9 protein-coding genes are annotated in these 14,448 nt (G+C 36.1%); 6 read left to right on the top strand and 3 right to left on the bottom strand.

Annotated features, from left to right (window positions below; translation table 11 throughout):
- Positions 1-12: 12 nt before the first annotated feature.
- From K5R64_RS12290 to K5R64_RS12280, 3 genes are all read left to right on the top strand, one after another.
- Positions 13-1,170: a Gfo/Idh/MocA family protein gene (locus K5R64_RS12290; RefSeq protein ID WP_255580371.1), complete on the top strand. Its 1,158-nt coding sequence runs from the start codon at positions 13-15 to the stop codon at positions 1,168-1,170.
- A gap of 38 nt (positions 1,171-1,208) precedes the next feature.
- A complete protein-coding gene (locus K5R64_RS12285; RefSeq protein WP_220763808.1) occupies positions 1,209-2,261 on the top strand; it encodes a sugar phosphate isomerase/epimerase in 1,053 nt (350 codons plus the stop codon).
- 203 nt (positions 2,262-2,464) lie between these two features.
- The gene (locus K5R64_RS12280) at positions 2,465-3,715 is read left to right on the top strand and encodes a sugar MFS transporter (RefSeq protein WP_220763806.1); all 1,251 of its coding nucleotides are present in this window, start codon (positions 2,465-2,467) and stop codon (positions 3,713-3,715) included.
- A gap of 405 nt (positions 3,716-4,120) precedes the next feature.
- On the opposite strand, the gene K5R64_RS12275 is transcribed toward K5R64_RS12280, so the two are convergent.
- The 3 genes from K5R64_RS12275 to K5R64_RS12265 are packed head-to-tail and all read right to left on the bottom strand — an operon-like array spanning position 4,121 to position 8,989.
- Positions 4,121-4,999 (bottom strand): hypothetical protein, encoded by an 879-nt coding sequence (locus tag K5R64_RS12275; RefSeq protein ID WP_220763804.1) that lies wholly within the window; start codon positions 4,997-4,999, stop codon positions 4,121-4,123.
- Between the two features lie 10 nt (positions 5,000-5,009).
- The gene (locus K5R64_RS12270; RefSeq protein WP_220763802.1) at positions 5,010-6,425 is read right to left on the bottom strand and encodes a glycoside hydrolase family 30 beta sandwich domain-containing protein; all 1,416 of its coding nucleotides are present in this window, start codon (positions 6,423-6,425) and stop codon (positions 5,010-5,012) included.
- Between the two features lie 5 nt (positions 6,426-6,430).
- Positions 6,431-8,989, bottom strand: a complete 2,559-nt coding sequence (locus K5R64_RS12265; protein ID WP_220763801.1) for a glycoside hydrolase family 3 C-terminal domain-containing protein — start codon at positions 8,987-8,989, stop codon at positions 6,431-6,433.
- A gap of 388 nt (positions 8,990-9,377) precedes the next feature.
- Here K5R64_RS12265 and K5R64_RS12260 point away from each other — a divergent pair, with 388 nt between their 5' ends.
- The 3 genes from K5R64_RS12260 (at position 9,378) to K5R64_RS12250 (ending at position 14,365) form a co-directional block, all read left to right on the top strand.
- Positions 9,378-10,550: a helix-turn-helix domain-containing protein gene (locus K5R64_RS12260; RefSeq protein ID WP_220763800.1), complete on the top strand. Its 1,173-nt coding sequence runs from the start codon at positions 9,378-9,380 to the stop codon at positions 10,548-10,550.
- Between the two features lie 531 nt (positions 10,551-11,081).
- The gene (locus K5R64_RS12255; protein WP_220763799.1) at positions 11,082-11,783 is read left to right on the top strand and encodes a hypothetical protein; all 702 of its coding nucleotides are present in this window, start codon (positions 11,082-11,084) and stop codon (positions 11,781-11,783) included.
- A gap of 149 nt (positions 11,784-11,932) precedes the next feature.
- Complete coding sequence (locus K5R64_RS12250) at positions 11,933-14,365, top strand: T9SS type A sorting domain-containing protein (protein WP_220763798.1); 2,433 nt, start codon at positions 11,933-11,935, stop codon at positions 14,363-14,365.
- Positions 14,366-14,448: the final 83 nt, after the last annotated feature.

The following is a 14,448-nucleotide window of genomic DNA, read 5'->3' as shown; positions in this document are numbered from 1 at the left end:
AAAAAATAAATCATGTCTCAAAAATTAAGACTCGGAATGATAGGTGGGGGCAAAGGAGCTTTTATTGGCGCTATCCACCGCATCGCTGCTCAAATTGATAGTGAATACGAATTGGTTTGTGGGGCTTTCAGTTCTAATCCGGAGCTTTCTATCGAAAGTGGAAAAGACTTAGGACTGCATCCCAACCGATGCTATGCTTCGTATGTGGAACTTTTTGAAAAGGAAAAACAATTGCCTGAAGACCAACGCGTGCAAGTAATTAGCATCGTTACGCCCAATCACGTGCATTTTGAACCCGCTAAATTAGCGATGCAAAGCGGTTTTCATGTTATTTTAGACAAGCCCATCGCTTTTTCATTGGCGGAAGCCAAAACATTAAAAACTATAGCCGAAGAAACAGGCCAGCGTTTTTGTTTAACACATACCTATACTGGTTACCCGATGGTGAAAGAAGCCAAACAACAAATTGCAAATGGCAATTTAGGGGTTATCAAAAAAATTTATGTGGAATACCCACAAGGTTGGTTGAGTAAAAAAGAAGAAAGTGGTGATAATAAACAAGCCGCTTGGCGTACTGACCCTACCAAAAGTGGAAAAGGGGGCGCTTTAGGGGATATTGGAACGCATGCTTTTAATTTGGCCGAATACATCACAGGATTACAGGTGACAAAAATTAATGCCGATATTAATACAGTAGTCGAAGGAAGAAAATTAGATGACGATGCGAATGTTCTTTTAAAATTTGACAATGGTGCTTCGGGTATTTTATTTGCCACACAGGTTGCCGCTGGTGAAGAAAACAATATAAAGATTAGAGTGTACGGAGAAAAAGGCGGACTCGAATGGCAACAAAATGATGCCAATTCGCTGTACTTAAAATGGGCGGATCAACCCTACCAAATTTTAAGAACAGGAGCTTCTTATTTAGGGAGTTTTGCCAAACACAATACCCGTACTCCAGGTGGACATCCGGAAGGTTATTTAGAAGCGTTTGCTAATTTATATCGAAATTTTGCCTTAACGCTTAAAGCCGAGTTAAACCAAGAAACTCCAACTCCCGAAATGCTTGATTTTACAGGTATCGAAGAAGGAATCAGAGGGATGGCTTTTATTGAATTAGCGCTAGCTTCTGGAGAATCCAATCAAAAATGGACGGATTTTATTGTTTAAAAACTATTTTATACTATTAATATCAAACCCAAAAAACGATGACAAATATTAAAGGCCCTGCTATTTTTTTAGCACAATTTCTTGGTCCCAACGCACCATTTAATAGTTTAGCTTCTATTTGCCAATGGGCAAACGAATTAGGTTTCAAAGGCGTACAACTTCCTACTTGGGATAGCAATTATTTTGATTTACAAAAGGCAGCTGAAAGCAAAACCTATGCCGATGAAATCAAAGGAATCGTAAACGAAGCTGGTTTAGAAATCACCGAACTTTCTACGCATTTACAAGGACAATTGGTGGCTGTAAATCCAGCCTATAATCAATTGTTTGATGGATTTGCACCCAAAGAAGTACACAACAATCCAAAAGAACGTACGAAATGGGCAGTGCAACAATTAAAATACGCTGCTACCGCTTCTCAAAATTTGGGTTTAACAGCACATGCCACTTTTAGTGGCTCATTGTTATGGCATACGGTTTATCCTTGGCCACAACGCCCTGCGGGTTTGGTTGACGATGGTTTTACCGAATTGGCAAACCGCTGGTTGCCTATTTTGAATGCTTTTGATGAAGCAGGAGTCGATGTATGTTATGAAATTCATCCAGGTGAAGATTTGCATGATGGGGTTTCGTACGAACTATTTTTGGATAAGGTGAACCAACACCCAAGAGCGTGCTTGTTATACGATCCGTCGCATTTTGTTTTGCAATGCTTGGATTATATCAGCTACATCGATCATTACCACGAACGCATCAAAATGTTCCATGTAAAAGATGCCGAGTTCAACCCAACAGGCAAACAAGGAGTGTATGGCGGCTACCAAAACTGGGTAGATCGAGCAGGTAGATTTAGATCCTTAGGAGACGGACAAGTTGATTTTAAACAAATTTTTAGCCAATTAGCGACCTACGGTTTTGACGGTTGGGCGGTTATGGAATGGGAATGCGCTATCAAGCATCCTGAAGATGGTGCCAGAGAAGGAGCCAAATTTATCAGCGATAACATCATACGAGTGACTGAGAAAGCCTTTGATGATTTTGCGGCCTCTGGCGTGGACAGAGAGCTGAATCGAAAAATATTAGGTCTTTAGCTTAAAGCTAACTGATACGGTTATTTATTATGATGCTAATTACCCAATCTAATAAAATGAAAAGAAAATGTAATTTTTAATACCAAATCCGCATTCGAATTTGTAACGAAATCAATGCGGATTTTCTTGTTCTTAAAACTAGTGAAAATTCCAAACCACCTTGATTACACTAGAAACTATTAACCATTTAAACCAAAAAAAATATGCAATCATTTGAAAAAAACAAACTCTTTTGGGCTAGTTGTCTGGCCTTATTGGTAACCTCCCTTTCTTTCGGGATTCGGGCAGGTATTTTAGGAAAACTAGGAACTGATTTTCAACTCACCGCCAGCGAATTAGGAACAATAACGGCAACGGCCTTTTGGGGCTTTCCATTAGCGGTAGTAATTGGCGGATTTATTGTGGATGCTGTTGGGATGAAAAAACTGCTGGTCATGGCTTTTCTTTTTCATTTGTTAGGTATTGTACTAACAGTATTTGCTCAGGGCTATTGGACGCTTTTTATTTCGACACTTTTGGTTGGTATTGCAAATGGTACTGTGGAAGCCGCTTGTAATCCATTGGTTGCTACCTTATATCCTGACAATAAAACAACTAAATTAAACCATTTTCATTTATGGTTTCCCGGTGGAATTTTCATTGGAACGCTTGTAGTGCTGTTGTTTAATTATTTAGGTTTCAACTGGCAAATTCAAGTAGCCATCATGTTAGTCCCTACTTTTATCTATGGGTATTTATTCTCAAAATTAGATTTTCCAGTTACCGAGAGAGTTGCCTCAGGAGTTTCGGTAAGTACTATGTATAAATCGGTAGTGTCTCCGTTGTTTCTTTTTATGTTCGTATGTATGTTTGGTACCGCCATCACCGAATTATTCACAGGTCAATGGATCGATATTTTGCTTAAAAATGTAACAGACAATTCCATCCTTATTTTGACGCTAACCACTGGCGTAATGATTATAGGAAGAGGAGTTGCAGAGCCCATAGTACATCGTTTTTCGCCACAAGGAGTATTGTTTTTATCCTCGGTTTTTGCGGCTTTGGGACTTTATTTATTGGCTACCTTAAGCGGAAATTCTATTTTTATAGGTGCTTTTATTTTTGGACTAGGCGTTTGTTATTTTTGGCCAACCATGTTAGGTTTTGTTTCTGAAAATATTCCAGAATCAGGAGCCTTAGGGTTAAATTTAATGGGAGGTGCGGGTATGTTTGCTGTGTCGGTCTATACGATTTTTATGGGTAATTTTTATGACCAATTGATTGCTGCTAATTTAGCGGCTGATATCCAAAATAGACCCGCTGAAGAAATGGATAATTTACTTGAATTAGCCAAAAATGCTGCAGGACCCGAAGTTTTAAAAGTGACCATGTTGATACCTATTGCTTTAACCATTGCTTTTGCAGGTTTAACAATTTATATGAAAAGTAGAAAGAAAGTGCTACTAGTCGAATAATAGTAAGTTTTAATTTCAGCTCTAATCCGACTACTCTGTCGGCTAGTTAGGAGAATTGTTACGGGACTTTTCTATTAAATTCTTAAGTGTAATTTAATTTTAGGAATAGCACAGCGTTTAGAAGTAAAAAAAAGTCCGTTTTCGAAAGAAAACGGACTTTTTTGCTAGTAGCCTCAATCGAACAAATTTCGAATCATTTTATAGAGGATTTAGAGCGATTATCAGGAATTGGGATGTACATTTAATATAATCAGGTTAAATTTCATTTTCTAATAGAAGAAATTCTGGTATTCAATCCCAATTTGTTTAGCGAATTGTGTTACCGATATAAATGGTGGTTCTAGGATAGTGGTCATTTAGGATTCATAAAACCCTACCAAAACAATGTCCTTTCGAATAGACTAGTTATTTTTTATTTCTTTTTGTTGGAATACCATCCCCAATAAAAGCTTTAAACTTTTCAGGATTTCCTTTTTCGTCTCCTATAAGAAGGTAATACAACAAACCACAATCAGAGATATCAGCTACACCATGACTATGCGCTTGCATGCGGGTGTACAACCACTGAATGTTTGGGTCAGCATGATCACGCATCCAGTACCAAACCGAAAAATCTTTACCTGAATTCCATAAGTCATTGGGATTGTTTTTGTTGTTTTGATCTATGATTTTTTTGTATTGCAATTTATTCCCGGATAGTTTTTGAATGTCACTCCAAGTGTGGTGGTAGGGACGTCTTTTTTCGTTTTCATTAAAACCACTATGAGACAGTACATAGACATGCTTTAAAGCCGTTGAATCCTTTGATTTCGCTACAAGCTCAACTGCTTGGTACACAAATTCAGATAGCCCAGCGTGCATAAAATACAGCGGATCTTTAGCGGTTGATTTAGCCATTTCAGCCGCCAAATGTTTTTTGGCTTTTACTAATTGCGTAGTGACATCAAAGAGAACGGATTTATTAAAATTCCAACGCTCGGCTCCTCCTTCTAGGCTGATTTTGAGTTGGTTTTCACTATCTGGACCTGCGGGTGCATCAATGAAATTATTATACGAACAATGAACCAGTTGCTTTTGGAGGTTTAATTTGGCTAAAATAGCAAGACTTGCCGCCGAAGCACCCCAATCATCGGGGTCGCCTATAGGCCATTTATACTGATTGTCTGCCGCACTATTGCCATCGAAACTAATGGCAATACGATTCTTGTTGTACTGCCAATTTTGAGCAAATCCACAAAAGGAAATGAACAACAATACTAGTAGAGTAGGAGTGGTTTTCATCATAAAAATAGACTTAATAGTTAGTGATTTCAAGTGCTGTAATGGCATTGGCAGCTAATTTCAATTTGAACGGCTTTTTGTTGACAGTAACTTCAAAAGTTTTGTCTTGTGGATTCGTATTCTGAATCAATAACTTGATGGTTCCGTCAGGAGATTTTACGGTAATCATAGGATATTTTCCTTTATTCATAGAAGCAATTCTAATATCTCCTGGTTGAATAAATTTACTAATGATATACACGGCATTGTAATCAGGATTGTATTGTATTTCTGCTGTTTTCCTGTTAATATTGATAAGCGAATTTTGAGTCCAGTCCCAACCGCTTTTGGTGGTTTCGTTCAAAATCATATTCCAGTAAGTAAAAGTCGTACTACCGCTATTGATATAACTAGCTACTTCTTCCAAACGATTTTTAGCTTGTTCTATCGAATTTTCTCCGTTGTAGCAATTGCCCTCGGTATGAAATAGTTTAAGATTAGGCATAAAGGTTTTAGCGTCTGTCAATAAGCGGGAATCGGTGTATTGAATCCCTACACCTGCCAGTTTTTTGGTGTTTTTGCATTGTGTAAAATCCAATACATCCATTCCGAGAGCGGCTCTAAAAGTACCCGCATAAATGGCTGTTTTTACCCTGTTTTTTTTAAAAGCGGGAATTAAATAATCATTGGCAAATGCCACCATCTCTTTGGCGGGGAATACACAGCTAGGATATTTTGTATTGGCATCGTTTTCGTTCTGAATACAAATGCGGTCAATTTTCACACCGTTTTTTTCATATTCTTCTAAATATTTGACAAAATACAAGGCATAAGCTTTATATATTTTGGAGTCATCTATCAGTTGATTAGGCTTTTGTTTCAAACCTTCCATTTCGCCACTTAGTTTCATCCACCCTGGAGGACTCCAAGGAGAGGCGAATAAAGTTAGAGACGGATTTTCTTGTAAAGCACTTTTGAGGTAGGGTAAAACGTATTTTTGGTCTCTTTCGATAGAAAAATGCTCCATTTTAAAATCATTAGGAACCATGGAATAACTATAAGCATCAATACCAAAATCACTAGCTCCAATGGCAGTTCGACAAAAACTAAAGCCCGCTCGGTCAGCTGCAAATAAATTTCGCATGAGTTCCTGTTGTTGTTCTTTTTTTAAACTCAACAACGCTTCTCCACCTATTTCGTTAAAAGCACCTCCAATACCTTCCATTTTTTGAAAAGTAATTTCTGGCTGAATAAAAATTTGATTTTTCCATTCCACTTTTTCCTCACTGTATTGGGTTTTAATTTCCTTAAGAGGCATTGCTTGCCCTTGTGCAAGGGGAACTTCCCACAGTTTTACAGTGCTAGTTTGTTGGGCAAAAAGGGAGGCCGTAAACAAGAATGTGGCTATTATTTTTTTGTTGGATGAGCTAATCATCGTTTTCTTTGTCATGATTCTTATTGGTTTTTTGGGTATATAAGATAAGGTTTTACATTCCCCGGAGGTATGATTTTGATAGACTCAATAGCTATTTTTCCTTTTAACGGAATCGCTTTTAGAATCACCTCTTTACCATATTCAGGTGGAATAGGAATTTTTACTGATAAAGTTTGTACTTCATCATTTCCTTTACTGACTTTATAAGTATCAATTTCATTGTCAAGCATGGACAGTTTAAAAATAGCTTCGTCAGTTTTGAGTTTTAAATTAACTACAGCATCCCAAGTATTTACATAAAAACCAGGGTCAGTAAAAGTGGTTTTGAACTCGATTCCTTTTTCTTCTTTGGTTGTCGCTTCGTTGTTTCCTAAAAATGATTTGTCTTCATAAATTGCATCCCAATTTTTAGAACGATTCGGGTCGTTTGGATTAAAATAAGCCGATTTGTTTTTGACATTAATAACAGGAATTGTCCCTGATTTGAGTTGGATTGTTTCTTTTACCAGTAGGTTGTCTGAAGAATTACCAACCAAGATTTCAAAGCTACCATTTTTTACTTCAAAACGCTGATGCGCTACATTATAATAGCTAAAGGCTTGATAAGGAACGCTAAGTTGGACTGTTTTTGTTTCTCCCTTTTTTAAATGAATACGCTCAAATCCTTTTAAAGCTTTTGCAGGAGCCTCATTAGCTGTGTTTAAATCTCGTATGTACAATTGCACTACTTCGTCGCCATCCACTTTTCCGGTATTAGTCACTTGTACGGAAACAGATAGATTTTCGGCACTTTTTAAGGCTTTTTTATCTAATTTTAAATTTTTGAATTGGAAGCTAGTATAGCTCAAACCATAGCCAAAAGGATACAATGGTTTGCCTTTAAAATACATATAGGTTCGACCATTTTTGATATTGTAATCATGCATATCAGGTAAGTCATTGTCAGAGGCATACCAAGTAGAATTTAGTTTCCCACCTGGGTTGTATTCTCCCCAAAGTACGTGAGCAATAGCATTTCCTTGTTCTTGTCCGTTAGGCCAAGCACAAATAATTCCAGGTAGTTCTTTTTGTGCATTTCCAAGGGTAGTTGCACCGCTCGGAATCATAATTACTACCGTATTTTTGTTAACTTTTAAAACCTCTTCAATCAATTTTTGTTGTGCTCCAGGTAAACTTAACGATTGACGGTCTTTATTTTCAGTAGCTGTTTTTTCATCGTTTCCAACAAAAAGTAAGGCTACTTCTGATTTTTTGGCCGCTTCTACAGCTTCTTTGATTTTTTGTTCGTCCAAAGGCGCAATTACATCGCAACCTTCAGCATAGTTGACAGTTGCCTGAGTATATTTCTTGATTCCCTGTAACGGACTTACTTTACTCTGAGGGAAGCCTGAATAAATTCCCATCCAGCAACGATTAGCAAATGGTCCTAGAACTGCGATTGATTTTAAATCTTTTTTTAGCGGCAGAATACCCTCATTTTTTAATAATACAATGGATTGTTCAGCTGCTTTCAATGCTAGTTTTTTGTGGGCATCACTTTCAAGAACGGCTTGTGGTATTTTATGCCATGGATTGGCTTCGGGTTTATCAAAATCGCCTGTCAAGAAACGCAAACGTAACAATCGTGCCACAGACTGATCTAATTCGGCTTCCGTTAGTAATCCTTGCTCAATGGCTGGTTTAAGGTTTTTGACCATTGGCGAAGCTTTAGGACGGAAACATTCTTGGTCACAGGTCGCTTTGATGGCTAGTGCGGCCGCTTCAGGATACGATTTGGCATATTTTTGATTTTTATACATACCTGAGGCCGCATTCCAATCGGCTACTACATAACCTTCAAAGCCCCATTCTTTGCGTAAAACATCATTGAGTAGCCAGTTATGCCCTGAACTAGGAATCCCGTTTAATCCATTGAGTGCCGACATGATACCACCTGCTTCTTCATCAGCCACACAGGTGCGATACGCTGGCATATAATATTCGCGTAAATCTTTTTCGTTTATATTCGATTGGATGGATTCTCTACGATTTTCGACATTATTTGCAATATAATGCTTTACAGTACAAACAGTTTTTAGGTATTTTTTATCATTTCCTTGCATGCCTCGGACATACATTCGTGCCATTTCAGACATCATAAAAGGGTCCTCACTATAACATTCTTCGTTACGTCCCCAGCGTGGATCACGAGCCATATTAATCGTAGGGGAGAACATCATCACTTCTTTTTGACCACTATTTTTTAAAGCACGTGCCTCATTTGAAATGGCTGTTGCCACATCAAACATTAAGTTAGGATTCCAAGTAGCTCCCATGGCAATATTTTGTGGAAACGAGGTGCATTTCCAAGCTATAACACCGTGTAAGGCTTCGGCGTACCACATATAAGAAGGGATTCCTAAACGTTCTATGGCAGGAATATCTGAGCTACATTGACTAATTTTTTCTTCAAGAGTCATTTTTGACAATAAGTCTTTTACACGATCATTTACTGGCGCATTGGGATTTTTCCAAGTTTGCGCATTCAAACAATGAACGAACAGGAAGGCTGTAAGGGCAATTTTATTTAATTGTTTCATATTGCTTTATAAAAATTATTTAAGTTGTTGAGTTTTTAAGCTGTTGGAATAAGGGACTTTTCGATTTTAATCTATTTCAAAAGAAAAGCGATGCAGTCCATTTATTTTTTGGTACTAAAAAGGAAGCGGGTTGATTTACACGAATTGTGGTGTATCCCAAACAGAGAGAAGTTAGGCATATGTTTTTTTGGTTTATTTGGTTGGTTTTATTTTCACAGAACAAGTTTAGCGTTTTTAGTCGCCTTTAAGTGTCAAATTAGCCTAAAAACGGTTGCTATCACTGTAGCTTTAACGGTTAAAATAGGTATTAAGTTGTTGTTATTTAATCATTTGTATTTGTTATTTTGCTTTTCTTTGTTTTCTGTAAAAAAGCTTTAATTTTGGTTACATGAGTAAAGGTATAGATCCAATTGTAGTACAAGAAGCCCTTCAGCGAATGAGTAAACATCCATTGTTTATTAATTCGTCTGTGTATAGTAGATTGTTGGCCTACTTGGTTGAAAAGGCTTTAAAAAACGAAGAAGTTAAGGAGTTTACTATTGGTGCCGACCTTTTTCAAAAAAACTACAACTACGATAAAAATGATGGTACAGTACGTTCTCATATGTACAACTTGCGGAAAAAATTAGCCGAGTACTATCAAAAAGAAGGAGCCTCTGAACTTCTTATATTTACGATTAGTAAAGGACAGTATAATCTGGATTTTATTTGGAGAGAAACAGTCGCAAAAGAGCAGTTGTCTCGGGAGCGGGTGATTCGTGTTCCTATTTCATATATCCGTTGGGGCGTGTTGGTGACAATAATTCTTTTGGTAGTATTTTGGGGCGTAAAGCAATATTGTAATCAACCACCACCTTTTTGGGAAGTTTTTTTTAAACCAAATCAGAAGAATTTAGTAGTGATTTCAGACCAATATGTAGTTCACGAAAAACTTGCCGATGGTAACTGGCATACGGTTCTTTATGGCGACATCAACAATAATGAAGATTTGATTGATTATACTACTAAAACGGCTCGAGACCTAAAGATTACGGATTATACGTTAATGTCCAAAATGGCGCCTTATTGTGTTAAAAACATATCCGAATGGTTTTTAGAACATCAACAAACATTTGATTTAAAATTAGAGAGCAATCTTAATTACGAAGATATTCGTGATGTCAATCTTATATTTATTGGACAATTTAAAACAATGAATATATCAAAAAACTTTTTTTTAAAGGATAGCCGTGATTTTAGACTGTACCAAGATGGATTTCAACACACTAAAAATGGAATCCAAAAAATATATGATACCCAATTCAATCAGAGTAACAGAATAGAATATGCGATGGTTTCTTATACTTCATTAAGTCATGGAAAATCTGCTTTTTATTTTGTGTCTAACAATGATATTGGGGTGATGGCTACCTTGAGCAAATTCACCGATAAGGAATGGTTGAAAAACTTTCAAAAACAATTAAATAACCAAGAAGGGCATTTTAACGCATTGTTTGAAGTGAGTGGTTTACAGCGTACGGAAGTCAGTTGTAAGTTAGTTGCTTTAGAAGAGGTTAAGTAGTGAGAGCACTTGTACTCAAAACAAAAATATAGCCAGAAATAGGTGATGAGTTTTGATAATAGTACTTGACAGCATCGTACTTATTGTTTTTATAATCGCTACAATAGATAAAAGGAAAAGTCAAGGCTTTGGTTGTATAACCGAAGCCTTTTTTGATTTATAGCTAGCGAAGATGAGGTTGTTGCTTTTTTAAGTAAAACCAAAAAATGCGGTTTCTTTTTTTACTTCAAACAGTCTTCATATTTGATACTATTCAAAATAATAAGTTTTAGTATCTGTAACTTTTTAATAATCAATGTAGTATGTTTTATTGGGGAGACCTAAAGGAATAAAACTTAATAAGAATAGAAAGTTGTTTTCTTTATAAAGTAGAGGAAAAATCAAAAAAATCATATGGTGCTTCTTTTTAAACATATGCTTTACTAATAAAAATGGCAGGATTAGATTTACGGATTAAATTTACAAAAGTTAAAATGCATCCTAAGATGCAAGTTAATCAACCAAAAAATAACCAACCAAATTTTTAAAATTATGAAAATCAATTTTTATTTAATGGCAGCACTTTCAGTCTTGATGTTGTCGTGTAGCGATGCATCAAATGATGATTTACCAGAAGTAAAAGAAGTTGTAAAGGAAGACGAAGTAGTTGTTGTTCCTGAAAAAAAATGTCAAATAGTGAACAAGGATGGCCTTTTAATTATTGAAGGTGAGAGTTTTGCTTTAAAAGGGCAGTGGAGAATAAAAGAAGATGCAAAAGCTTCTGCTGGAAAATATATTGAGTATTACGGAAGCAACAGTTACAATGCACCTAATTCAGCTAGTGAAATTTCAGTGAAATTTTATGTGGATAAAGCGGCTACCTATTTGGTTCGTTGGTATATGAGACAACCCGATGAAGCGGCAGGGGATTTATCAAATGATGTTTGGATTTATTTTCCAGGAGATATTGGTTTAGCCAAAAGAGATGGAATTGATGTGACACTAACCAAATTTGAAAAATTTGTAAGTAGAGGAAAAGTTGATTTTACATATGGTGGAGCTTTAGATCTTCACAACCCCACAACAAGTTCTTGGATGAGAGTTAAGTTTCCTGCAGCTGGTGAATATACTCTTAAAATATCAGGAAGGTCTTCTTTGTTTCAACTTGATAAACTTGTTTTATCATCGGGTATTTCAGATACTGATGCACAAACAAATTCGAAAGAACGCACCGAAGCCCTTAAATGTGAATAATCCATTTTTCTTTCTGAATATTGAGTTTTATGTGTTAAATTTCTTAAGAAAATTAAGGAATTGTTTTGTGTCAAAATTCAAATGATGAACAACCCAAATAAATTATAAAAAGAGACATTTTATTTCTAACCTTAAAAACCAAACTTATTATGAGAAAAAAAATTACGCAAAAAAAACAATACTTATGTTGTTTTGCTTTATCCTTATTGTCCTTATTTACCTACGCAAAAGATATTCATGTGGCGAAAAATGGTGCAAATGCTTTAACAGGCAGAGGTACTTCATCAGCACCTTATTTAACCATTAGTTATTTATTCACAAACAATTTGGTTAGCCCTAATGATGTTATTATACTGCATGCAGGAGTGTATAGAGAAACAGTTGTTGTCAATGTTAGTGGTGTTACCATAAAAGCTAATGCAGGGGAGGATGTTACCATTTCGGGGGCCAATTGGTATGGCGATTCAAGTTGGTCGGATCCGGATGGTGATGGGATTTTTGAATTGGCCTTGAGTACTAGTCAGGTAGAAACCCCGTTTACACAATTATTTGTGAATGGTCAAGACATGCAAATAGCTCGTTTTCCAAACAATACGTCTCCGTATAAAAACTATATTTCGGGTTCCAATCGTGAAATGATGGAACCGAGAGAGCAACAAACGGGATTTGCAGTATTATTAAACGCAAGTAAACCAGCAGGTGCCAATCAAACGGGGAATGTAACTTTTTCATGGTTTGGAGGAACTCCTAAACTTCCCGAAGTTACTTTTACAAACGAAGCAATTGTACGTGGATTTATTGGTAAATTACGAAATAATATTTTCTCTTACTCCGGAGATTTAGGTGAGGTAACTCGAGCTGGCGATAGACTCGTAACCTTTAAGTCCGTCAATACACAAGGAAATATTTGGGGAGAAACCGATGCAGTAAGCCAGCCAGAAGGTTTTGGCTATATTATGGATTTTTCGGTTTTAGATTATGAAGGCGAATGGTTTTGGCGTAAAAATCTAAATAAAATATATTATAAGCCTGAAGGAGGTACTGTTACGGGGAAAAATTTTGAAATTCAAAGAAGAAAATTTACACTCAAAGTTCAAGCAAATAATGTAAAGGTAGAAAACATTGATTTTAAAGTTGGTGAAGTAGAGTTGACCAATGCCAATGGAACGAATTTTAACTTTTGTACTTTTACTTATTTGTCTCCTTATCAATATCGAAGAGAGTATGGTGTTTTTGAACAAGGAATTAAATTAACCAATGCTGATAATACCAGCTTTGAAAGTTGCTATATAGGTCATACTTGGGGAAGTGGAGTTATTATCGCACCAGGATCAGATAACACTATTATAAACAACTGTTATATTGAAGATATCGGTTGGATGGGACAGTTTACAGTGGCTGTTTTAAACAATGGTAACAATACGCAAATTACTAAAAACACCTTTGGTAAAGCCTCTCGTTTTCATATTAGAACCACCGAGTCGGTATTTATGAATGTTACCGATAATGATTTTTTTGGGGCTATGGCGATGGGAGAAGATGCTGGTTCTATTATGTTTACCAGTACAGGTAAAACAGCTGCTTTGGATATGAATGAAACAGTAATTGCATGGAATAAAATTCACGATCAGAAAGGGATTCCAGCTTTCGAACCCATAGAAAGTAGCCGAAAATATATGGTAGCTTTGTATTTAGAAGATGTTGAAAATTACACTGTGCATCATAATCTGATTTATAATATTGATGATGAATATACCAGTGTAAGATTAAAAAGTGATGGTACACCTGAAACCTTACAAAACATTAATTTGGTTGGGTATTTTGGGCCTAGAGACCGAAATATTACGAAGAAAATGGACCTTTTTAACAATACATGTTTTGGATATAATAAACTTATAAGTTTTTGGCACCGAACATCCACAGCCGATATTAACGATATGAATCTTAAAAACAATCTTTTTATGACGGGTAAAGAATGCTCAGTAGGCACTGTTAAAGATACTGATCTTTATAATTTTACTGTTAAAGCTGCAGCTACCTATGGCTATGATATTTCTCTTCAAACGAATGGTTTTGTTACCAATGCTGCTGATCATTATGTGGATGCGACCAACTGGAATTTAAGATTAAAACCTGCATCTAACTTTAATTCTGGAGGAACCATTATTCCAGGCATAACTACACAAACTAGCCCCGCAATTGGAGCTTGGGAGGGGTCGACAACAGCATTAAAAGAAAGGGTTTTTAATGCAGGCTCTACTCTTACGAATGCCACATTTTTGGGTACTAGTGTGCTTTCAAAGGCAGCTTTTAAATCTGTTATTAAAAATAATCAGGAAGTAGTACTTTACCCAAACCCATTTACAAATTATATTAAAGTTGTTTTAAGTCCTGAACTATTATTAAGTCAAAACATCTCAGTAAAAATAACCGACAGTTTGGGAAAAGTAGTTTCGAAATCAACCGAAAAGCTAGAAAAAAGCAATGAGTTAGTATTGAATACAGAGCACTTAAATGCGGGAGTTTACATTTTGGATATCAGTTATGACGGAGGTAGTATTGTTAAAAAAATAGTAAAATAAATTGTAAAAGCTTTTAATTCCTTTCAGCAGTCGATAAGTTGTTGAAAGTAAGGGTTCACAGTATTTATTTTATCTAATAGAAA

It is taken from the genome of Flavobacterium sp. UMI-01 (assembly GCF_019656315.1).
In the GTDB taxonomy this organism is placed as follows: domain Bacteria; phylum Bacteroidota; class Bacteroidia; order Flavobacteriales; family Flavobacteriaceae; genus Flavobacterium.
This window is presented reverse-complemented; position numbering and strand designations above follow the sequence as displayed.